Source organism: Tropicimonas aquimaris (assembly GCF_042676185.1).
GTDB lineage: Bacteria > Pseudomonadota > Alphaproteobacteria > Rhodobacterales > Rhodobacteraceae > Tropicimonas > Tropicimonas aquimaris.
In genome coordinates, this window is sequence record NZ_JBHTJT010000002.1 from 78,179 (window position 1) to 100,276 (window position 22,098).

The following is a 22,098-nucleotide window of genomic DNA, read 5'->3' on the forward strand; positions in this document are numbered from 1 at the left end:
CGCGCGGCCGAGCGTCGACGTGCCAGACCCGCTGGCTCCGAATATGTGTATGCGATGCCCCGTCGCCGCCCCCGTGACTTCAGCTTCCGGACGTCACGCCCGTACCCATGGGGCAAGTGACCCCGGTGCCGCCGATTCCGCAATACCCTCCGGGATTCTTCGCAAGATACTGTTGGTGATAATCCTCGGCGAAGTAGAAGACCGGTGCCTCGGCGATCTCGGTGGTGATGGCGCCGCGACCGGAGGCTGACAGCGCCCCCTGGTAGGCATCCCGGCTCGCCCGCGCGCAGTCCAGCTGTTCGGGGGACGTCGCGTAGATAGTGGAGCGATACTGGGTGCCAATGTCGCCGCCCTGCCGCATGCCCTGCGTCGGATCGTGGCTCTCCCAGAACAGGCGCAGGAGGCTGTCGTAGCTCACCACCTTCGGGTCGAACACCACGCGGACGACCTCGGCATGGCCGGTCTTGGCGGTGCAGGTCTCCTCATATGTCGGGTTGGGCGTGGTGCCGCCGGCATAGCCGACCATGGTCGACCAGACGCCTTCGGTCTGCCAGAACAGCCGCTCGGCGCCCCAGAAACAGCCCATGCCGAAGATCGCCGCCTCCATACCCTCGGGCACGTCCACCGTGAGCGGGCGGTCGAAAACGAAATGCGTGGGGGCGGTCGGGATCGGCTCGGCGCGGCCGGGAAGCGCATCCTCGGGCCGGACCATCTCCATCTTGTCGCGCTTGAACAGGAACATGCAGCGTCTCCTTCTGCGGGTTTCCCGGAATATGGGGACGTGCCACGCCCGCGTCCACCTGCATCCCGGGAGCGTGAAGCCTATTCCGCGGGGGCCGCGGCGGGCCGGAGGCGGGACAGGACCGTCTCGTTACCCGGGCGCGGGTGGCGTGGGATCAGCAGCGACAGACCGAGCGAGACGCAGGCCATCGTCGCTGCCAGCACGAACACCGCCTCGGGCGCCTTGAGCCAGAGATAGCCGAGCGCCGCCGGCAGGAAGACCGCGGCAATATGGTTGATCGTGAAGGCGACTGCGGCGGTGGGAGCGATGTCGGCGGGGTGGCTGATCTTCTGGAAATAGGTCTTCAGCGCCAGCGCGAGGCCGAAGAAGATATGGTCGAGCACGTAGAGCGTGGCAGCCAGCGCCACGCCCCAGCCAAACATGTAGATGCCGCCGTAAGCGGCAAAGATCAGCGCCAGCCCGGTGTATTCGAACGCCAGCGCCCGCCTCTCGCCGAACCGCGAAACCACCCAGCCGAAGACCGGCGCGAGGCACATGTTGGCCAGCAGAGTGATCATGAACAGGCCGGTCACCTGGTGGACGTCGAAGCCGAAGCGCTCGACCATCATGAACCCCGCGAAGACGACGAAGATCTGCCGCCGCGCCCCGGCCATGAACTGCAGCGCATAGTACAGCCAGTAGCGGCGGCGCAGGACGAACTTCTTCACCTGCGGCGTGGGCGACTCGAACTGCGGGTAGAGCGCGAGGCAGAGCAGCGCCACCGTGGCCGTGATCAGGCCGGCGGTCATGTAGACGGTGTTGTAGTCCAGGTCGAAGGCGCGCCAGGTCATCACGATCAGCCCGTAGGCCACGAGCGTTGCCGCCGATCCGGTGGCCATCAGCCAGCCGAGCACCTTGGGCGCGCGCTCCTTGTCGAGCCACTGGAGCTGCAGCGACTGGTTGACCGTCTCGTAGTAATGGAAGCCGATCGAGCTGAGCATGGTGATCGTCAGGATCCCGCCCAGCGTCGGAAACCACGCGGTCAAGGCGGTGGCAACCCCGAGGAGCAGCAGCGACACCAGGCCGAGCACCTGCTCGCGCATCACCCGGATCAGCGCGATCACCCCGATGGCGAGAAAGCCGGGGATCTCCCGCACCGTGTGCAGCCAGCCGATATCGGAGCCGTCGAAATTGGCGACTTCGATGACGAAATTGTTCAGCAGCGCCGACCAGGTCGCAAAGGCGATGGGCATCGCCGCGGCCATCACGAAGAGCAACGTCATGGGACGTCGCCAGAACGGCAGGCTCTGCACCTCGATGAGCGATGTGGTTTGCATGCTCTGCCTCTATCGCTCGCTCCCGGCCTTGGGAAGAAAAATCACCTTGCAGAACCGCACATGCCTCCGCAGCCAATTGGCGCACGCCGGGGAATGATGCCGGCTCTGCCGGAAGGAGATCCGCCAGCGTCCGCCGCCTGATCTGGATCAAGGCGCAGCGGCTTCCCCTGAGGCAGGTATCATGCACACATTTGAATAGGACGCGCACAGGGGACACACATGGACTTTCTGGCAATCGTCGAACGGATCGGGGAGGCGCCGACCGCGGCGCTCTTTGGTCTCGTGACAGGCATGATCTTCGGCATCGCCGCGCAACGCTCCGACTTCTGCCTACGGGCGGCCACGGTGGAATTCGCCCGTGGCCGGCTCGGGCCGCGGATGTCGATCTGGCTTCTGACCTTCTCGACCGCGATGGTCTGGGTCCAGGCGGCGCAGATGGCGGGGCTGATGCGTGCGGAGGATGCGCGTATGATGGCGGTGCCCGGCACCTGGTCCGGCGCGATCATCGGCGGCCTGCTGTTCGGCATGGGCATGGTGCTGGCGCGCGGCTGCTCGGGGCGGCTGCTTGTGCTGGCGGCGACGGGCAATCTCCGCGCGCTGGTCTCCGGCCTGGTCTTTGCCGTCGTGGCGCAGATGACCCTGCATGGCGCGCTGTCGCCACTCCGGGACGGACTCTCCTCGCTCTGGATCACCGAGGGCGGGCGCAATGTCGATCTTCTGGCGGCGCTGCACCTGCCGGTCTCTGGCGGGCTCGTGCTCGGGCTTGTCCTCGCGGCGCTCGCGATCGTCCTGTCGATCCGCAACGAGCTCGGGATCACCAAGCTCTTCATGGCCTCCGGCGTCGGCTTCGCCGTGGCGGTGGGCTGGGTGCTGACCTTCGGGCTGAGCCAGGTGGCCTTCGAACCGATCCAGATCGAGAGCGCCACCTTCACCGGCCCCTCGGCAAACACGCTGATGTTCTTCCTGCTGCCGGACACCGTGCTGCAATTCGACATCGGGCTGGTGCCCGGAGTGTTCCTGGGAGCGTTCATCGCCGCCTCGCTGGCGCGGGAAGTGAAGTTCCAAGGGTTCGAGGGCGCCGGCAATATGCAGCGCGCCATGATCGGGGCCGCGGCCATGGGGTTTGGCGGGATGCTTGCCGGCGGCTGCGCCATCGGAGCGGGCGTCACCGGGACCTCGATCTTTGTCGGAACCGCCTGGCTGGCGCTCACCTTCATGTGGGTCGGCGCGGTGGCAACCGACTACCTGGTCGACCAGAAGGGCGGCGCGGCCGTCCCGGCCTGAGGCAGAATGGGGAAGTCGGGAATGGGGGGCTGTCTGCCCCCCGCGCCTTCCGGGCGAGCCCGGAAGGCTCCCCCCGAGCATATTTCGAAACAGGAGAAATGAACGGGTCGGTCAGAGGAAGCTTTGCGGATCGATATCGACCGCGATGCGCATGTTGTTCGGCGGCCTGAACTGCGCCAGCCAGCGCGCGAGCGCAGCCTGCAGCGGGGCCTCCTTGCGGGCCTTGACCAGCAGGCGAACCCGGTGGCGGCCGCGGATCCGGGCGATGGGCGCAGGGGCCGGGCCGAAGAGCTGTGCCCCGATCTCGCGCAATGGGCCGTCGCGGCGGGCCATCTCGCCACCGAGATCAAAGACCTGCGCCACGTCGGGCGAGGACAGCACGATCCCCGCCATGCGGCCGAAGGGCGGCACCCCGGCCGCCCGCCGTTCCTCGCACTCGGCCCGCCAGAAGGTTTCCTCGTCGCCGGCGAGGATGGCGCGGATCACCGGGTGGTCGGGCTGGTAGGTCTGCAGCATGGCCACGCCGCGCCGGTCCGCCGTGCGCCCGGCGCGGCCGGCAACCTGGCGGACCAGCTGGAAGGTGCGTTCGGCAGCCCGAAGATCCGAACCCTGCAGGCCGAGATCGGCGTCGATCACGCCGACCAGGGTGAGCAGCGGAAAGTTGTGGCCCTTGGCCACGAGCTGCGTGCCGATGACGATGTCGGCAGCGCCCGAGGCGATCTCCTCGATCTTGGCCTTCAATGCACGGGCGGACCCGAAGAGATCCGACGAGAGCACTGCGATCCGGGCCTCCGGGAACAGGCTCACCACCTCCTCCGCGAGCCTTTCAACCCCCGGCCCGACAGGCGCAAGCCGCCCTTCGACCTCGCAGGAGGGGCAGACCTCCGGCAGCGGCCGTGTCTCGCCGCACTGATGGCAGACCAGCCGCTTCTGGAAGCGGTGCTCGACCATGCGCGCGTCGCATTGCGTGCAGCCGATCTGGTGCCCGCAGGCCCGGCAGATCGTCACCGGGGCATAGCCGCGGCGATTGAGGAACAGCAGCGACTGCTCGCCCTCGGCGATCCGGGCCTCCACGGCCTGCGCCAGGCGCGGCGAGATCCAGCGGCCGGCGGGCAGCTTGTCGAGCCGCATGTCGATCGCCTTCATCTCGGGCAGTTCCGCCGCGCCGAAGCGGGAGCCGAGCTCCAGCCGGGCGTATTTCCCGGCCTCGGCATTGGCCCAGCTTTCCAGCGAGGGGGTGGCGGAGGCCAGCACCACCTGCGCGGAGCAGATCGAGGCCCGCAGAACCGCCATGTCGCGGGCATTGTAGAGCACGCCGTCCTCCTGCTTGTAGGAGGTGTCGTGTTCCTCGTCGACGACGATCAGGCCGAGGTCCTGGAACGGCAGGAACAGGGCGGAGCGCGCGCCGACGACGAGCTGCGCGCCGCCGCGGGCGATCATGCGCCAGGTCCGCCGCCGCTCGGTCATGGTGACGCCGGAGTGCCATTCGGCGGGACGGGCGCCGAAGCGGGCGTCGACGCGGGCGAGAAACTCGCCGGTCAGCGCGATCTCCGGCAGCAGCACCAGCGCCTGCCGCCCCCGGGCCAGGCATTCGGCGACGGCCTCGAGATAGACCTCGGTCTTGCCGGAGCCGGTCACGCCCTTGAGCAACGTCGTGCCGTAGCGCCTGGTGCGAACGGAGGCGCGCAGGGAGCCGGCAACCTCGGACTGCGCCTCGCTCAGCGCCAGGCCCTTCCGGTCGGGATCTATACGCGGGAACGGCAGGTCGCGTGGCGTATCCTGCTCGGACACCACGCCCTGTTTGACCAAACCCTTGATCACGCTGGTTGTCACGCCGGCCTGGGCGGAAAGCTCCGTCATGGTGAAGGCAAGCCCGCCGTATTCCTCGAGCACCTCCAGCACCCGGCGCCGGGCATCGGTCATCCGGTCCGGCTGGCCCTCGCCGAGCCGGTAGATCCGCCGCATCGAAGGCGGATCGCTCAGGCCAGGCGCGCGGGTCGCGAGCCGCAGCATCGCGGGCATGGGGGTCAGGGTGTAATCGGCGACGCGACCCAGGAACTCGCGCATTTCTTCGCGCATCGGCGGCACGTCGAGCACCCTGTCGATGGCCCGCAGGCGGGACGGATCGAAGCCCCCCTGCCCCGGCCCCCAGACCACGCCGGGCACCTTGCGCGGGCCCAGCGGAACCTCGACGAAACTGCCGGTGACGCAGCCGCCTTCCGGCGCGGCATAATCGAGAAGCCGATCGATCGGCTGGGTTGTCAGAACGGCAACCGGCTGGCCCTTCGCATACCCGGGCTCGACTTCCATTCCATCATGCTCCCGACTGCATCTGGCGCGAACGGGCACCGGATCGGCCCGTTCCGCGGCCCGACCGGGGTAGCCCAGATGATCGAGGGTCGGCAAGGGCGGCTGGCGCGAGGTCGCTCGGCCTGATACCCTCAGGGCGGGACTCCCGCGCGCCCGGTGATTGGGATAACAGGGGCGCGACTCGCATGCGAAGCCCCAGAGGAGACACAGCATGAAATTCTTCGTTGATACCGCGGAAGTCGAAGCCATCGCCGAACTGAACGATCTCGGCATGGTCGATGGCGTGACCACCAACCCTTCGCTGATCATGAAATCCGGCCGGGACATCAAGGAAGTCACGAAAGAGATCTGCGACATGATCGACGGCCCCGTGTCGGCCGAGACCGTGGCGCTGGACGCAGAGGGCATGATCGCCGAGGGTCGCGAGCTGGCCAAGATTGCCGACAACATCGCGATCAAGGTGCCGCTGACCTGGGACGGCCTTAAGGCCTGCAAGGTCCTGTCCGACGAGGGCCGGATGGTCAACGTGACGCTCTGCTTCTCGGCGAACCAGGCGCTGCTGGCGGCCAAGGCCGGCGCGACCTTCATCTCGCCCTTCATCGGACGGCTGGATGATCTCGCCATCGACGGCATGGAGCTGATCGCCGAGATCCGCGCCATCTATGACAACTACGACTTCTCGACCGAAATCCTCGCGGCCTCGATCCGCTCGATCAACCACATGAAGGAGGCCGCCCTGATCGGCGCCGACGTGGCAACGGCCCCGCCGGGCGTGATCAAGGCGATGGCGGGCCACGCGCTCACCGACAAGGGGCTCGACGCCTTCATGAAGGACTGGGCGAAGACCGGTCAGAAGATCCTCTGATCACCCGCCCACCGGCGGCTCCGGCCGCCGGATCTGCCCGAACGACCACTTGAGAGCGGGGCATCCACGCCCCGCCTCGCCTCCCACGACATGGCCCGAAGGGACAGGCGCGCGTGCCACCGATGTGTGGCGATCGGGCCGCGCCCGAAAGGCGATCGCGCCATATCCGGCGCAGCAGGCTGGACCGGCGCCGGATCACCGGTGCAGAAAGATGTCGGAGAATTCTGATGGCTCGTGTAGATTTGCCGGGCGAAGTTGAAGTGAACGGGACAGGCATGAACGAAGTGGCGGTGGACCTGGACGAGATGCGCGAGAAGATTCTTTCCGAGCCGGACGTGATCCTGGACGATCGCGACATCATGCGGGCTCTGATCGCGGCCAACGAGAAATCCCTTGGCACCAACATCGTCGACCTGCGCGGCATCGCCATGGAACGGCTCGAAAGCCGGCTGGACCGGCTCGAGGACACCCACCGGTCTGTCATCGCCGCCGCCTATGACAACCTGGCCGGCACCAACCAGATCCACCGCGCGATCCTGACCATGCTGGACCCGGTGACCTTCGAGGGGTTCCTTAAGGGCCTGGGCAGCGACGTGGCCGCGATCCTGCGGGTCGACTGCATCCGCCTGGTGCTCGAATCGCCGGCCAATGCCGAGGGCGATGTCGCCATCCGCAAGCTCGGCGACGTGCTGAACGTGGTGAAGCCCGGCTATATCCAGGACTACGTCACCCATGGCCGAGAAGGCGCGCCCGTGCGCCCCGTGACCCTGCGCCAGCTGCGCCCGGAATCCGAAGGGCTCTATGGCGAGGCGGCGAACTGGATCAATTCCGAGGCGCTGCTGCTGCTCGACTTCGGCGAGGGCCGCCAGCCCGGGATGCTGGCGCTCGGCGCCGAGGATCCGCACCAGTTCCGCCCCAACCAGGCGACCGACCTGCTGGCCTTCTTCGCCGGGGTCTTCGAACGCCAGATGCGGCGTTGGCTGAGCTGATCCGGATTTCCCAAGGCCTTGCCGACGCCCTCGCGCGCTGGCTGGAGCATCTGCGGGCGATCGACGGCGCGGCCGGCGCGACGCTCACGGCGTACCAGCGGGACGTTCAGGGCTTTCTTGCCTTCATGACCGAGCACCAGGGCGAGAGCCTTGGCGAGGCGGCGCTGGCGCGCCTTCGGGTCACCGACATGCGGGCCTGGATGGCGCATGAGCGGGCGCGCGGCGTCTCGGCCCGGTCGCTGGCCCGCGCGCTCTCGGCGGTCAAGAACTTCGCCGGCTGGATGGCGGAGCGGGACGGGTTCGACGCCACAGCGATCCTCGCCGCGCGCGCCCCGAAGTACCGCCGCCGCCTGCCCCGCCCGCTGAGCGAGGACGCCGCGAAGGCGGTGATCAGCACCGTGGAACTCCAGTCGGACGAGCCCTGGATCGCCGCCCGCGACACCGCCGTCATCACACTGCTCTACGGCTGCGGCCTGCGGATATCGGAAGCGCTCGGGCTGACCGCGGATGTCCTGCCGATGGGCGACAGCCTGCGCATTCGCGGCAAGGGCGGCAAGGAGCGGATGGTGCCCGTTCTGCCCGCGGCACGGGAGGCGGTTCAGGTCTATGTCGATCTCTGCCCGATCCAGCTGGCGCCCGGCGCGCCGCTGTTTCGCGGCAAACGCGGCGGCGCGCTGAACCCGCGACTGATCGCCAAGGCCATGGAACGGACGCGGATGCAGCTCGGCCTGCCCGCCTCGGCCACGCCCCATGCGCTGCGCCATAGCTTCGCCACGCATCTGTTGAGCGCAGGCGGCGACCTGCGGGCGATCCAGGAGCTGCTCGGCCACGCCTCGCTCGCCACGACCCAGGCCTATACCGCCGTCGACACCGCGCGCCTCATGGAAGTCTACCAGAGCGCCCACCCCAGGGCCTGAAGCCGGCCGAATGACCAGACAGACGCGCGGGGGCATTTCATCCTGCGGGGAATTGTCTAGAGTGCAGGAAAGCCACGGCCCAGCCCATTCCGAAAGAGCCCGATGAAGCCAGAGCACCGCGCCTATTCCGTCCACCTCCTGACCGCGACTGGTGCCGTCCTCGCGATGCTCGCCCTGCTGTCGGCGGTGAGCTACGACTGGCCGATGATGTTCCTCTGGCTGGTTGTCGCCTTTGCCGTGGACGGCATCGACGGCCCGCTGGCACGCAAGTACGACGTGCTGAACCTTGCCCCTCGGGTCGACGGCGCGCTGCTCGACCTCATCATCGACTACCTCACCTACGTCTTCATCCCGGCTTTCGCGCTGCATGCCTCCGGGCTGATGCCGGGCTGGCCGGGCTGGGTGGCGCTGGTGATCATCACCTTCGCCAGCGCACTCTATTTCGCGGACACCCGGATGAAGACCGAGGACAAGTCCTTCTCCGGATTTCCGGGCTGCTGGAACATGGTGGTCATCGTGATCTTCGCCATCTCACCGCCGGCCTGGGTGGTGCTGCCGGCGGTGGTGCTGCTGGCTGGAGCGATGTTCGTCGACCTCCGCTTCATTCACCCCGTCCGGACCCGCCGCTGGCGGATGATCTCGCTGCCGGTGGTGCTGGTCTGGACGGTTTGCGCGGCCTGGGCGGCCTGGGTCGCCTTCGACCCGCAGAGCTGGGCAAAGGTCGGTCTCGTGGTCTCCAGCCTCTACCTACTTCTCGCCGGCATCGCGCAGCAGATGTTTCCGGAGCGAGAGCTTTCGGACGCCTGACCGCGCCGACCGGCATCCAGGATGCCGGCCGGCCTTGGTGATTTACCGAACCGCCGCCCCGGTCTATTCCGCCGCTTCGGCGTAGGCGTCGACAGGCGGGCAGGTGCAGATGAGGTGCCGGTCGCCGTGCACGTTGTCGACCCGCCCGACCGGGGGCCAGTACTTGTCGACCCGGAAGGAGCCCGGCGGGAAGCAGCCGCGTTCGCGCGGGTACTTGCGGTCCCACTCGGCCACGAGGTCCTCGACGGTGTGCGGGGCGTGGCGCAGCGGGCTGTCTTCCACCGCAATCTCGCCCGCCTCGACCTCGGCGATCTCGGCGCGGATCGAGAGCATCGCCTCGATGAAGCGGTCCAGCTCCGCCTTGGTCTCGCTCTCGGTCGGCTCCACCATCAGCGTTCCCGCCACCGGCCACGACATGGTCGGCGCATGGAACCCCGAATCCATCAGCCGCTTGGCGATGTCGTCCACGTTCACGCCCGCTTCCGCGAAGGGACGGGTGTCGAGGATGCACTCGTGCGCGACGCGACCCTGCTTGCCCTTGAACAGCACTTCGTAGGCGCCGGACAGGCGCGCGGCGATGTAGTTGGCGCTCAGGATCGCGACCTTGGTGGCCTGGGTCAGACCCGCCCCGCCCATCAGCAGGCAATAGGCCCAGGAGATTGGCAGGATCGACGCCGAGCCGTAAGGCGCGGCCGACACCGGCCCCTCGCTGCCGCCGGTTTCCGGATGCCCGGGCAGGAAGGGCGCTAGGTGCGCCTTCACCCCGATCGGGCCCATGCCGGGTCCACCGCCGCCGTGCGGGATGCAGAAGGTCTTGTGCAGATTGAGGTGGCTCACGTCGGAGCCGATCTCGCCCGGCTTCACCAGCCCGACCATGGCGTTGAGGTTCGCGCCGTCGAGGTAGACCTGCCCGCCGTATTCGTGGGTGATCGCGCAGACCTCGCGCACCGTGTCCTCGAACACGCCGTGGGTGGAGGGATAGGTGATCATGCAGGCCGCGAGGCGGTCGCCGGCATCGGCGGCCTTGGCCCGGAAGTCCTCCAGGTCGATGTCGCCGTTCCCGGCCGACTTGACCACCACGACCTTCATGCCCGCCATCGTCGCGGAGGCCGGATTGGTGCCGTGGGCGGAGACCGGGATCAGGCAGATGTCGCGATCCTCGCCGTTGGCCCGGTGGTAGGCAGCGATGGTCATGAGGCCGGCGTATTCGCCCTGAGCCCCGGAGTTCGGCTGCAGCGACATCGCGTCATAGCCGGTAATCTCGCACAGCCGCGCCGACAGGTCGGTCAGCATCTCGGCATAACCCTGCGCCTGGTCGAGCGGAACAAAGGGGTGAAGCTGGCCGAATTCCGGCCAGGTGATCGGCATCATCTCCACCGCCGCGTTGAGCTTCATCGTGCAGGAGCCGAGCGGGATCATCGCGCGGTCGAGCGCCAGGTCGCGGTCGGCGAGCCGGCGCATGTAGCGCATCATCTCTGCCTCGGCCCGGTTGAGATGGAAGATCGGGTGGGTGAGATATTCGCTCTCGCGCAGCAGCGCCTCGGGCAGCGCCACGCCCTCGGGCGCGCCGAAGGCCGTGTTGACGCCGAAGGCGCGCCAGACCGCCTCGATGGTGCCGGGAACGCAGGTCTCGTCCACCGAGATGCCGATGCGGGTGTCGCCCAGCTTGCGCAGGTTGATCCCCTCGGCCACCGCGGCGCGCAGGATCGCGCCCTGAAGCGGGCCGACCTCGACGGTGACGGTGTCGAAGATCTCCTCGGGATCGACGGTGAACCCGGCCTCCCGCAGCCCCTCGGCCAGCCGGACGGCCATGACATGGACGCGCTCGGCGATGGCCCGAAGGCCCTTGGGTCCGTGGAACACGGCATAGAACGAGGCCATGACCGCCAGCAGCGCCTGCGCGGTGCAGACGTTGGAGGTCGCCTTCTCGCGGCGGATATGCTGCTCGCGGGTCTGCAGGCTCAGCCGGTAGGCCTTGTTGCCGCGGGCATCGACCGAGACGCCGACGATCCGCCCCGGCATCGACCGCTTGAAGGCGTCGCGGCAGGACATGTAGGCCGCGTGCGGCCCGCCGTAGCCCATGGGAACGCCGAAGCGCTGCGCGGAGCCGACCGCGATGTCGGCCCCCATCGCGCCGGGCTCCTTCAGCAGGAGGAGCGCCAGGAGATCGGCGGCAACGATGCCAACGGCCTTGTGCTCGTGCAGCGCCTCCATCTCGGGCGTGAAATCACGCAGCTTGCCATCGGTGCCGGGGTACTGGAACAGCGCACCGAACACCTTGTCGGCCTCGAGCGCATCGGCCGGGCCGGTGATCACTTCGATGTCGAGCGGCTGGGCGCGGGTCTCGACCACGGCGATGGTCTGGGGATGGCAGTTCTCGTCGACGAAGAAGGCGGTGGCCTTCGATTTCGCCACCCGCTGCGCCATCACCATCGCCTCGGCGGCGGCGGTGGATTCGTCGAGCAGGGACGCGTTGGCGACCTCGAGGCCGGTCAGGTCCGAGATCATCGTCTGGAAGTTCAGCAGCGCCTCGAGCCGGCCCTGCGCGATCTCCGGCTGATAGGGCGTGTAGGCCGTGTACCAGGCGGGGTTCTCCAGAATGTTGCGCTGAATCGCCGGCGGCGTGACCGTGCCGTAATAGCCCTGCCCGATCAGCGAGTGCAGCACCTTGTTGCGGCCTGCGACCGCGCGCATCTTCACCAGCAGATCACCTTCGGCCAGCGGCGCCCAGGTCAGCGGCTTGTCCTGCCGAAGGCCGGCCGGCACGGTCTGCTCGATCAGTTGGTCGAGGCTGTCGGCTCCGACGGCCTCCAGCATTGCGGCCATTTCCTCCGGCGAGGGGCCGATGTGACGGCGGTTGGCGAAATCATAGGGGTCGTAGGCGGTTGGCTGGAAAGGCATGGGCGGGTTTCCCGGTCAGTCGTTCTTGTTGTTTGATGCGGCGTCCCGTGGACGGGACCATCCGCGAACTTGGCGGCTGCGCCGCGGAACCGGGGCCGTCCGTGCCCCGGTCGGTCGGGCCTTACAGGCCCGGTTCAGGGCGGGGGCGCACGGCCCCCTTCCCAGTCAGCCGATGAGATCCTTGTAGTCGTCCTCGTCGAGGTATTCGTCGAACTGCGCGGTGTCCTCGACCTTGACCCGGAAGAACCAGGCCCCCCCCTCGGCGTCCTCGTTGACGGACGCGGGGTTCTCAACGATCGACTCGTTGACCTCGACGATCTCGCCGTCGAGCGGCGCGGTGATGTCGGAGGCGGCCTTGACCGACTCGATAACCACGATCTCGTCGCCCTTGGACACCTGCGTGCCGACCTCGGGTAGTTCGATGAACACGATATCGCCCAGCTGTTCCTGTGCGTGATCGGTGATCCCGACGGTGACGACGTCGCCGTCGAGGCTGAGCCATTCGTGGTCTTCGGTGTACTTCATCGCTGGCATGCTCCTCAGCGTTTGTAGGTTGCGGGACGGAAAGGAAGGCTGGCAACGCGGACGGGCAGGCGCTTGCCGCGCACCTCGCCCCAAAGCCGCGTATCGACGGCCGAAAGACGCGCCGGGACGTATCCCATGGAGATCGGGTGGCCTACCGTCGGGCCGAAGGCGCCGGACGTCACGCGCCCCACCGGAAGCGCTGCATCCTCTGCCTCGAACAGGAGCACATCTTCGCGCATCGGCGCACGGCCCTCTGGTACCAGGCCGACACGGCGGGCGTCCTCCGGATCGACCTCGGCGGCCGAGAGCTTGCGCCCGATCAGGCCATCGCCCGGGTATCCGCCGGAGCGCGCCCCGCTGGGCCGGCGCACCTTCTGGATCGCCCAGGTAAGGTTGGCCTGCACCGGGTCGGTCGTGGTGTCGATGTCGTGGCCATAGAGGCAGAGCCCGGCCTCGAGCCGCAGGCTGTCGCGCGCGCCAAGGCCGATTGGCTCCACCTCTTCCATCTCCAGCAACGCCCGGGCGAAGGCCTCGGCCTGCCCTTCCTGCATCGAGATCTCGAAGCCATCCTCACCGGTGTAGCCCGAGCGCGAGATCCACAATCCGCCGAATGGGCTGGGCAGGGTTGCGACAGACATGAAGGCCATCTCGGCCACGGGAACGATCCGCGACAGTGCCGCCTCCGCCGCAGGCCCCTGCAGCGCGATCAGCGCCCGGTCGGCCACCTCGGTTACCTCGGTCTGTGTCAGACCGGAGCGAAGGTGGGCGATGTCCTGTTCCTTGCACGCCGCGTTGACCACGACGAAGATATCGTCGCCGCGGTTCGCAATCATGAGGTCATCGAGGATGCCACCGTTGCTGTCGGTGAAGAAGGCATACCGCTGCCGCCCCTCTTCCAGCCCGAGGATAGATTGCGGCACCAGGGCTTCCAGTTCCGCCGCCCCCTGCGAGCCCGTGAGCAGGACCTGTCCCATGTGGCTTACGTCGAACAGCCCGGCCGCGGCGCGCGTGTGCAGGTGCTCCTTCATTACCCCGAGAGCATATTGCACAGGCATCTCGTACCCGGCGAAGGGCACCATCCGCGCCCCCAGCTCAAGGTGCAGCGCATGCAGCGGTGTCGTTTTCAGATCAGCCACCGGCTTTCCTTTCCTTAGCGTCTGCGGCCGTCGGGAAACCGTCCGGCACCGATTGCGGCACGTCCCGTGCCTGTCACCCGATGCCCCCTCTGTCCTTTCGCCTGAGATCGTTATCCCTTCGGCGGGGGCGCAAGCGCCCCTCTCTCCAGAGTTTTTGTCCCCGTGCGGTCCTTTAGCCTGAGAGTTTACCGGGGCGGTTGCTCCTTCGGCACCGGCCATTGACCGGATTCTCCCGACGCGGGGTTTCTACTCGCATAGCGAATGGAATGGCCTCCGGCAAGCCTTGCCTTCAGCGGCGCGAGAGGCGACATGAGCTGCATGGATGACAGGCAGTTCTTTGGCTACGGATCGCTCGTGAACCGGGCAACGCATGGCTACCCACGCACCCGGCCCGCCCGGCTGGAGGGCTGGCGGCGGGTCTGGGTTCACACAGTGCTGCGGCCCTGGGCTTTCCTGTCGGCGATACCGGCGGATGGCGCGATAGATGGCCTTCTGGCAGATGTGCCGAACGGCGATTGGAGCGCGCTCGATCTCCGCGAAGGTGCCTACCGGCGGCAGTCGGTCGCCGCAACCGTTCAGGCGTGTGGCACCGGGGTAGACGCACAGATCTACTCGGTGCCGGCCGAGCATGCCGATGCGCCGGACGTGCGCCATCCGCTGCGACTGAGCTATATCGATGTCGTGGTGCAGGGCTATCTCGAGGTCTTCGGAGAGGCCGGCGCGGCAGAATTCTTCGCCAGCACGGCCGGGTGGGACGCGCCGGTTCTCGATGACCGCGCCGCGCCGATCTACCCCCGCCACCAGCCGCTGACGGCCCGGCAGCGCGGTGTCGTCGACGAGCAGCTCGACGCCGTCGGCGCCCGCCGCATTCCGATCCGCACATCCTGAGCCCCGCATTCGGCCTTGCCCACGCGCCGAAGGCGCGCCCGGCCCCGATGGGGTGAGACGCGGCAGCGTCGATCCCCGAGGGGAGGCCCCCGCCCCGGTGGCGCGCCCACCGAAATGGAACGCGCCGGACCCGAAATGGATCCGGCGCGCATGATCAGGTCCGGAGGGGAAGCTCCCCGGCCCCGAAACCCCGTCTGTCTCAGCGCAGGCGCAGGTCTGTCTCGTCGTCGAACAGGTAGGCCTTCTCGACCGGAAAGCGGACGCCCACACGGGCCCCGGCCTCGGTGCGGAAATCGCCCCGTTCCTCTACGATCAGCCGCTCACCCGAGGGCGAGACCAGGTAGGTATAGGAAACGCCGCCGAGCGCCTCGGTCAGCTCGACATGGTGGCTCTCGCCCGCGGGATCGAGCTCGAGATGCTCCGGCCGCAGCCCGAGGCTCACCTTGCGCCCGTCTTCCGGCATGTTCACCGGAAGCCCGATATCGGCCTTCAGGCCCGGCACGGACACCTTTCCGCCCGAGATCTGTGCATCAAGGAAGTTCATCGCCGGCGAGCCGATGAACCCGGCCACGAAGCGGTTGTCCGGGTCGCGATAGAGATCCATCGGCCGGCCGACCTGCTCGATCCGGCCATCGCGCAGCACGACGATCTTCTTGGCCAGGGTCATCGCCTCGGTCTGGTCGTGGGTGACGTAGATCATCGTCGCCCCGATCTCCTTGTGAAGGCGCGCGATCTCGACCCTCATCTCCACCCGCAGCTCTGCATCGAGGTTCGACAGCGGCTCGTCGAACAGGAAGACCTCCGGCCCCCGAACGATCGCCCGCCCGATCGCCACCCGCTGCCGCTGGCCACCGGAGAGCGCCTTCGGCCGCCGGTCGAGATAGGGGTCGAGCTTGAGGATATCGGCGGCATGCCCGACCTTTTCAGCGATCACCTCCTTCGGGTGGCCCGTCATCTTCAGGCCAAAGCCCATATTCTCCGCCACCGTCATGTGCGGGTAGAGCGCGTAGGTCTGGAACACCATCGCCACGCCGCGTTCGGACGGGTCCATCCGGGTCACGTCGCGCTCGCCTATGCGGATCGAGCCTTCCGTGGTCTCCTCCAACCCCGCCACCATCCGCAGCAGGGTGGACTTGCCACAGCCCGACGGCCCGACAAACACGCAGAACTCGCCGTCCTCGATCTCCAGGTCGACACCGTGGATCACCTCCACCTGTCCGAACCTCTTGATCACGTTTCTCAATACAACTCCGGTCATACGGCCCTGCCCTCCCGTTCCGTTTCGCCTTCCACCGGGAACTCCCAGTGAGACGCCTCCCTGGACACCTGATCGACGGTCTGGCGCAGCCGCGGCACGAGGCCCTCCAGCCGCCGAATATCCGTCTGAACCGTGGTGCCGCTGATGCTGACCGCCCCGAGCACCCGCCCGTCGGCAGCGCGCACCGGCACCGCCACGGCAATGGCGCCCGGTTCGTGTTCCTCTCGCTCCCGCGCGTAGCCGCGGGCGCGGGTCCGCTCCAGCGCCTGCCGCAGAACTGCGGCGCTTCCGAGTGTTGTCGGCGTGAATCGGTAGTAACTCTGCTGCCCCAATGCCGCTTCGAGTTCGTGCTCAGGCAGATGCGCCAGCATGGCCTTGCCGAGTGCCGTGCAATAGGCCGGTCCGACCTTGCCCGCGTCGGAATAGGTCGCCGCACTCTCCCGCGCGTTCCGACGGTCGAGGTAGAGCACGTAGCCGTAATCCATCTGGGCAAGGAACACCGTCAGCCCGGTCTCGGCGGAGAGTTGGTCCAGAAATGGCCGCGCAACGGGGGCCAGCGAGGCCTGTCGCCAGGCGGCATGGGCCAGACGCACCAACCGCACGCCGAGCGAATAGGCCCCCGTCTCCGGATTCTGCACAAGCATGTTCTGGCTGACCAGCGTTTGAGCGAGCCGATAGAGCGTGGCTTTCGGCAGGGCGCTCATCCGGTGCAGCTCCGCAAAGCGGATGGGCCGCTCCTGCGCCGCGACCAGGTCGAGGACGCTCAAGGCTTTTCCGACCGTTCCGTCGCCGCCGTCAGACATGACATTTCCTCCCTGCCGAATTGCCGCGGACAAGGGCCCTGCAGGCGTTCGACTGTTGACAACTCTAGGCGATTCGCGGTTAGAGTTTCAATATTCAAAATGCAGTTTCATATAATGGAACTACATTGAGAAGCGCAAACGGGAGGAAACCAAATGCGTTCCATCTTTACCGTGTCGGTCTCGGCGATTGCCGTGATCGCGGGATCGGCTGCCTTCGCGCAGGAACGGACCGTCAAGTATTACGGCGACTTTGACCCGGCGCCGCTGGCAGCCATGCAGGAAGTCATCGCCGACTTCGAAGCCGCGAACCCGGACATCAAGATCGAGTTCCAGAACTTCGACCACGAAGGCTACAAGACCTCGATCCGCAACTTCCTGACCGCGGAAGCGCCGGATCTCGCCAACTGGTACGCCGGCAACCGCATGGCGCCCTTCGTCAATTCCGGGCAGTTCATGGATGTCTCGGATGTCTGGGAAGAGCACGGCCTCAAGGAGTCTCTCGCCTCCGCCCTGCCCTCGATGACCATCGACGGCAAGCAGTGGGGCGTGCCCTATACCTACTACCAGTGGGGCATCTATTATAACAAGGAAGCCTATGCCGCCGCCGGCGTCGAGGTTCCGGAGACCTGGGACCAGTTCATCGAGAACTGCGCCGCCTTCAAGGAAGCCGGCATCGACTGCGTGACCACGGGCACCAAGGCGCTGTGGCCCGGAGCCGGCATCTTCGACTATCTGAACATGCGGACCAACGGCTATGAGTTCCACATGGCGCTCGCCAACGGCGAGGTCGAATGGACCGACGACCGCGTGAAGGCGACCTTCGCCGAATGGGCCAAACTGGTGGAACCGGGCTACATCACCCAGAACCACGCCGCGCTCGACTGGCAGGATGCCGCCGCGCTTCTCGTGCAGGGCAAGGCCGCGAACTACGTCATGGGCAACTTCGCAGTCGCCGTCTTCAAGGAAGGCGGGATGACCGACGAGACCCTGGGCTTCCTGCCCTTCCCGACGATCAACCCCGACGTGCCGCGCGCCGAAGAAGCGCCGACCGATACCGTGCACATCCCGTCGGGCGCCTCGAACGTGGAAGACGCCAAGAAGTTCCTGGCCTATCTCGCCGGCCCCGAGGCCCAGACCAAGATCAACGCGGCCATGGGCCAGCTGCCGATCAACAAGGACGCCTCCGTCAACGAGGACGACCCGTTCATCAAGGCCGGCTTCGAGCTTCTGTCGACCACCCCGGGCGGCATCGCGCAGTTCTTCGACCGCGACGCGCCGGCCGAGATGGCCAAGATGGGCATGGAAGGCTTCCAGCAGTACATGGTGCAGCCGGATCAGCTCGACAACATCCTCGAGCGGCTGGAGAAAGCGCGTCAGCGCATCTACAAATAGGCATCGCGCCTGATCCCGTGTGGCCGGTTGATCCGGCCACACGCGTCCCGTCGGCCACGCGTCGACCATCGGTCCATCCAACAATCGAAGGGGTGCGCGCATGACCCACGCAGGCACGCAATCGCGTCCGCAGCATCGCTCCTGGTGGCGCGAGAACCAACAGAAGCTGACGCCCTACATCTTCCTGATCCCCGGCGTCATCTTCTTCCTGGTCTACGTCATCATCCCGATATTCGAGAGCTTCTGGCTCTCCGGGTTCGACTGGGACGGACTGGGCGAAAGGGAATGGATCGGCCTCGCGAACTACCAGGAACTGTTCGACGACGACGCCTTCTACACCTCGCTCAAGAACAACGTGATCTGGCTGGTGCTCTACATGCTCGCCGTGCCGGCAGGCCTCGGAATCGCGATCTTCCTGAACCAGAAGGTCCGCGGCATCCGCGCCTACAAATCCCTGTTCTTCTTCCCCTTCGTGATCTCGCAGGTTGTCGTGGGCCTGATCTTCGCCTGGTTCTATGCGCCCAACTTCGGCCTCTTCTACAAGCTGATCGAATGGGCGACCGGCTCCGGCATCGCGGTGCTCGCCGACCCGGACCTGGTGACCTACGGCATCATCGCAGCCGGTCTCTGGCCGCAGATCGCCTATTGCATGATCCTCTACCTCACCGGCCTGAACGCCGTGGATCCCGAGCAGATCGAGGCCGCACGTCTCGACGCCGCCAAGGGCTTCAAGATGCTCTGGTACGTGATCCTGCCGCAGCTGCGCCCGGCCACCTTCATGGCCGTGGTCGTGACGGTCATCGGTGCGCTGCGTTCCTTCGACCTTGTGTCGATCATGACCGACGGCGGCCCGTTCGGCTCCAGCCGCGTGCTCAGCTTCTACATGTACGAGCAGGCGCTCTCTGAATACGGCTACCGCATGGGCTACGGCGCCGCCATCGCGGTTGTTCTCTTCCTCATCATGATGGTCTTCATCTCCGGCTTCATCTGGAAGATGGTCGACGACGAACGGAAAGGGCTCTGACATGTTCCCCCGTCCCATCGAACAGCAATCTCGCGCGGTCCAGGTCGGCTACAAGATCGCCCTCCCGCTGGCGCTGATCCTGTGGCTGCTACCGCTGATCGGCGTGGCGATCACCAGCGTGAAGCCCGCATCCGACCTGGCGGCCGGCAACTACTTCGGCCTGCCCTCCGCGCTGGCCTTCTCCAACTACGGCGACGTGTTCACCAACTCGCCGATCGGCCAGTACATCTGGAACTCCTTCAAGGTGACGATCCCCACCGTTATCGGCACGCTGATCCTGAGCTGCCTGACCGGCTTCGCGCTCGGCATCTACAGGTTCCGCGGCAACATCTGGATCTTTTTCATGTTCGTCGCGGGCAACTTCGTGCCGTTCCAGATCCTGATGGTCCCGGTCCGTGACATGACCGTGAACCTCGGCCTCTACAACACCACCACCGGTTTGGTGCTGTTCCACGTCGCCTTCCAGACCGGCTTCTGCACTCTCTTCATGCGCAACTTCATCCGTGCCCTGCCGAAGGAGCTGATCGAAGCGGCGCGGGTCGAGGGGGTCAGCGAGTTCCAGATCTTCTGGTACGTCGTGCTGCCGCTGATGAAGCCTGCCATCGCGGCCCTTGCGGTACTGATCTTCACCTTCATCTGGAACGACTATTTCTGGGCAACGGTTCTGACCACTTCCAAGGAAACCCAGCCCGTCACCGCCGGTCTCTACTCGCTCAACGGCCAGTGGATCGCGCAATGGCAGCTCGTTTCGGCCGGCGCCATCATCGCCGCCCTGCCGCCGGTGGCCATGTTCTTCCTGATGCAGCGGCACTTCATCGCCGGCCTGACCCTCGGAGCCGTGAAATGACACGAACCTGGCGGCTCGACACGCCACGCCAGACGCTGGTGCTCGGAGCCCGATCCGACAGGCTGGCGGAAGTGATCTACTGGGGGGCAAACCTGCCCGAGAACGAGGACCTCGCGGTCCTCGTTTCCGCCTGCGAGCTCGACGTGACTGGCGGGATGATCGACCGCAACCCGGATCTCTCGATCTGCCCGGAGACCTCGCGCACCTTTCCCGGCCAGCCCGGAATGGAAATCGCCGAGGCCGACGGCACGCCGCTCGCCCCCGCGTTCCGCTTAGTCTCCGCGGAGGAAGCCCCGGGCCGGCTGACGCTCAGCTACGCAGACTCCGCCCTCGGACTGCGTTACAGCGCGCATTTCGAGACCACTGCGGACAGCGACATGATCGCGGCCCGCGCCGCTGTCGAGGCCGACCGGCCGCTGCGCCTGAACTGGCTTGCCGCCCCGGTGCTGCCCGCACCGCAGAACGCGACCGAGATGATCGATTTCGCCGGCCGCTGGATCGGCGAGTTCCGCCCCGTCCGCACACCCTGGGACGCGGGGATCCGGATGCGCGACAACCGCACCGGGCGTACCGACCACGCGCATTTCCCGGGCCTGATCCTGCCCTGCGTTGGCGCAACCAACACCATGGGCGCGGCATATGCGCTGCATTATGGCTGGTCCGGCGGGCACAGGATGCTCGCAGAGGAGCTGCCGGACGGGCGCCGCCAGGTCCAGTTCGGCCATGCCGCCCATACCGAGCACGCGCCCGCCACACGTTTCGAGACGTCGACGCTCTACGCCACCTTCTCGGACACCGGCCTCAACGGCTGCGCCACCAGCTTCCAACGCCACCTGCGCGACCACCTCGTCACCTGGCCGCATCCCGAGCGGCCGCGCCCGGTGCACTACAATTGCTGGGAGGCGATCTATTTCGACCACGACATCCCGACCCTCCGGCAGATCGCCGACAGGGCGGCCGCGCTCGGCGCCGAGCGGTTCGTGCTGGACGACGGCTGGTTCGGGCTGCGCGACGACGACACGTCCTCCCTGGGCGACTGGGCCATCGACCCGCGGAAGTACCCCGAGGGTCTCGGGCCACTGATCGATCACATCCACGGCCTCGGCATGACCTTCGGGATCTGGTTCGAGCCGGAGATGGTCAACGAAGACAGCGACCTTTTCCGCGCCCATCCCGACTGGCGGCTCGGCCCGGCGGAGCAGATCCCCGGCCGGCAGCAGATGGTGCTCGACATGGCCCGGGAGGATGTGCGCGACCACCTCTTCGGCAAGATCTCGGCCGTGCTCGGCGGCTACGCGATCGACTACGTGAAATGGGACCACAACCGCGTCCTGCCAGCACCCGACGCCGCACAGGCGCGCGGTTTCTACGCCCTGCTCGACCGGCTGCGCGCCGCGCATCCCGACGTCGAGTTCGAAAGCTGCTCCTCGGGCGGCGGGAGGATCGATTTCGGCGTCATGCGGCGCGCGCAGCGGGTCTGGCTGTCGGACAGCAACGACGCGCTGGAACGGATGCGCATCCAGCACGAGGCGGCGCTGTTCCTGCCTCTCGCCGTCACCGGCTCGCATGTCGGGCCGCGGCATTGCCACACCTCGGGGCGCACCATCGACATTCGCTGCCGTGCCTGGGTCGCCGCCCAGCGACACATGGGCTTCGAGATGGACCCGCGAGAGCTCTCCGACGAGGAGGCCTCCGTGCTGAAGCAGGTCACCGGCTGGTGGAAGGCCAACCGCGACTGGATGCGCGGGGCGGATATCCTGCGGCTCGATCACGCCGACCCCACGCTGATCGCCGAGGAGCAGCTTGCACGCGACGGCAGCCGATTTGTCGTCTTTGCCGGCCGCGCGGCGAGCCCGGCACAGATCGCCCCGCGTCCGCTGCAACTGACCGGGCTCGAGCCTGCCGCCCGCTACCGGGTGGACCTCGCGAACCGAGCGGACGTGGTCGGCCTCTCGCGCGGCACCCCGGCGCTCAAGGCCGGGCCGCTCGAGATGAGCGGCGCCGCGCTGATGCAGGCCGGGCTGGCCCTGCCGTGGAGCTTCCCCGAAACCATCTGGGTCATCGAGGGCCAAAGGCTCTGATATGCCCCGCGCG

At 67.1% G+C, this 22,098-nt stretch carries 18 protein-coding genes and 2 riboswitches; of the genes, 10 read left to right on the plus strand and 8 right to left on the minus strand.

The features are described from left to right. Window positions 1-79: 79 nt before the first annotated feature. Together msrA and ACFQ2S_RS00415 are read right to left on the minus strand one after the other, a co-directional pair. A complete protein-coding gene (msrA, locus tag ACFQ2S_RS00410) occupies window positions 80-742 on the minus strand; it encodes a peptide-methionine (S)-S-oxide reductase MsrA (RefSeq protein WP_386071798.1) in 663 nt (220 codons plus the stop codon). Between the two features lie 80 nt (window positions 743-822). Continuing rightward, window positions 823-2,058 (minus strand): MFS transporter, encoded by a 1,236-nt coding sequence (locus ACFQ2S_RS00415; protein WP_386071800.1) that lies wholly within the window; start codon window positions 2,056-2,058, stop codon window positions 823-825. Between the two features lie 219 nt (window positions 2,059-2,277). Between ACFQ2S_RS00415 and ACFQ2S_RS00420 the strand changes: the two genes are divergently transcribed. Then, window positions 2,278-3,342, plus strand: a complete 1,065-nt coding sequence (locus ACFQ2S_RS00420) for a YeeE/YedE family protein (RefSeq protein WP_386071802.1) — start codon at window positions 2,278-2,280, stop codon at window positions 3,340-3,342. A gap of 111 nt (window positions 3,343-3,453) precedes the next feature. Here ACFQ2S_RS00420 and ACFQ2S_RS00425 read toward each other — a convergent pair whose 3' ends face one another. Then, complete coding sequence (locus ACFQ2S_RS00425; RefSeq protein WP_386071804.1) at window positions 3,454-5,652, minus strand: primosomal protein N'; 2,199 nt, start codon at window positions 5,650-5,652, stop codon at window positions 3,454-3,456. 211 nt (window positions 5,653-5,863) lie between these two features. On the opposite strand from ACFQ2S_RS00425, the gene fsa reads away from it, so the two are divergent. The 4 genes from fsa to ACFQ2S_RS00445 all read left to right on the plus strand — a co-directional run bounded on the left by fsa (window position 5,864) and on the right by ACFQ2S_RS00445 (window position 9,230). Further along, window positions 5,864-6,517, plus strand: a complete 654-nt coding sequence (gene fsa, locus ACFQ2S_RS00430; protein ID WP_089235199.1) for a fructose-6-phosphate aldolase — start codon at window positions 5,864-5,866, stop codon at window positions 6,515-6,517. A gap of 275 nt (window positions 6,518-6,792) precedes the next feature. Then, window positions 6,793-7,506, plus strand: coding sequence for a DUF484 family protein (locus ACFQ2S_RS00435; RefSeq protein WP_089235280.1), 714 nt, complete (start codon window positions 6,793-6,795; stop codon window positions 7,504-7,506). Then, window positions 7,494-8,423 (plus strand): tyrosine recombinase XerC, encoded by a 930-nt coding sequence (locus ACFQ2S_RS00440; RefSeq protein WP_386071806.1) that lies wholly within the window; start codon window positions 7,494-7,496, stop codon window positions 8,421-8,423. The genes ACFQ2S_RS00435 and ACFQ2S_RS00440 overlap by 13 nt, the downstream gene beginning before the upstream one ends. A 102-nt stretch (window positions 8,424-8,525) precedes the next feature. Next, window positions 8,526-9,230, plus strand: coding sequence for a CDP-alcohol phosphatidyltransferase family protein (locus tag ACFQ2S_RS00445; protein WP_386071808.1), 705 nt, complete (start codon window positions 8,526-8,528; stop codon window positions 9,228-9,230). A 63-nt stretch (window positions 9,231-9,293) separates the two neighbouring features. Here ACFQ2S_RS00445 and gcvP read toward each other — a convergent pair whose 3' ends face one another. The 3 genes from gcvP to gcvT all read right to left on the minus strand — a co-directional run bounded on the left by gcvP (window position 9,294) and on the right by gcvT (window position 13,792). Beyond that, on the minus strand, window positions 9,294-12,131 hold the full coding sequence (gcvP, locus tag ACFQ2S_RS00450; protein WP_386071809.1) for an aminomethyl-transferring glycine dehydrogenase: 2,838 nt from the start codon (window positions 12,129-12,131) through the stop codon (window positions 9,294-9,296). 165 nt (window positions 12,132-12,296) lie between these two features. Beyond that, complete coding sequence (gene gcvH, locus ACFQ2S_RS00455; protein WP_386071812.1) at window positions 12,297-12,656, minus strand: glycine cleavage system protein GcvH; 360 nt, start codon at window positions 12,654-12,656, stop codon at window positions 12,297-12,299. A gap of 14 nt (window positions 12,657-12,670) precedes the next feature. Further along, complete coding sequence (gene gcvT / locus ACFQ2S_RS00460; RefSeq protein WP_386071813.1) at window positions 12,671-13,792, minus strand: glycine cleavage system aminomethyltransferase GcvT; 1,122 nt, start codon at window positions 13,790-13,792, stop codon at window positions 12,671-12,673. A 79-nt stretch (window positions 13,793-13,871) separates the two neighbouring features. After that, window positions 13,872-13,947: riboswitch (glycine riboswitch) on the minus strand. Then, a riboswitch (glycine riboswitch) is annotated at window positions 13,948-14,038 on the minus strand. A gap of 63 nt (window positions 14,039-14,101) precedes the next feature. On the opposite strand from gcvT, the gene ACFQ2S_RS00465 reads away from it, so the two are divergent. Further along, a complete protein-coding gene (locus ACFQ2S_RS00465; RefSeq protein ID WP_386071815.1) occupies window positions 14,102-14,680 on the plus strand; it encodes a gamma-glutamylcyclotransferase family protein in 579 nt (192 codons plus the stop codon). 199 nt (window positions 14,681-14,879) lie between these two features. Here the strand turns inward: ACFQ2S_RS00465 and ACFQ2S_RS00470 are convergent, their stop codons facing one another. Further along, window positions 14,880-15,938 (minus strand): ABC transporter ATP-binding protein, encoded by a 1,059-nt coding sequence (locus tag ACFQ2S_RS00470; protein WP_386071816.1) that lies wholly within the window; start codon window positions 15,936-15,938, stop codon window positions 14,880-14,882. Then, on the minus strand, window positions 15,935-16,741 hold the full coding sequence (locus ACFQ2S_RS00475) for an IclR family transcriptional regulator (RefSeq protein WP_386071817.1): 807 nt from the start codon (window positions 16,739-16,741) through the stop codon (window positions 15,935-15,937). The genes ACFQ2S_RS00470 and ACFQ2S_RS00475 overlap by 4 nt, the downstream gene beginning before the upstream one ends. A 153-nt stretch (window positions 16,742-16,894) precedes the next feature. On the opposite strand from ACFQ2S_RS00475, the gene ACFQ2S_RS00480 reads away from it, so the two are divergent. From ACFQ2S_RS00480 to ACFQ2S_RS00495, 4 genes are all read left to right on the plus strand, one after another. Continuing rightward, complete coding sequence (locus ACFQ2S_RS00480; RefSeq protein WP_386071818.1) at window positions 16,895-18,133, plus strand: ABC transporter substrate-binding protein; 1,239 nt, start codon at window positions 16,895-16,897, stop codon at window positions 18,131-18,133. Between the two features lie 100 nt (window positions 18,134-18,233). Next, a complete protein-coding gene (locus tag ACFQ2S_RS00485; RefSeq protein ID WP_386071819.1) occupies window positions 18,234-19,157 on the plus strand; it encodes a carbohydrate ABC transporter permease in 924 nt (307 codons plus the stop codon). A 1-nt stretch (window position 19,158) separates the two neighbouring features. After that, on the plus strand, window positions 19,159-20,004 hold the full coding sequence (locus tag ACFQ2S_RS00490; RefSeq protein WP_386071820.1) for a carbohydrate ABC transporter permease: 846 nt from the start codon (window positions 19,159-19,161) through the stop codon (window positions 20,002-20,004). Beyond that, the gene (locus ACFQ2S_RS00495; RefSeq protein ID WP_386071822.1) at window positions 20,001-22,085 is read left to right on the plus strand and encodes an alpha-galactosidase; all 2,085 of its coding nucleotides are present in this window, start codon (window positions 20,001-20,003) and stop codon (window positions 22,083-22,085) included. Before ACFQ2S_RS00490 ends, ACFQ2S_RS00495 begins: the two co-directional genes overlap by 4 nt. The last annotated feature ends 13 nt before the right edge of the window (window positions 22,086-22,098 follow it).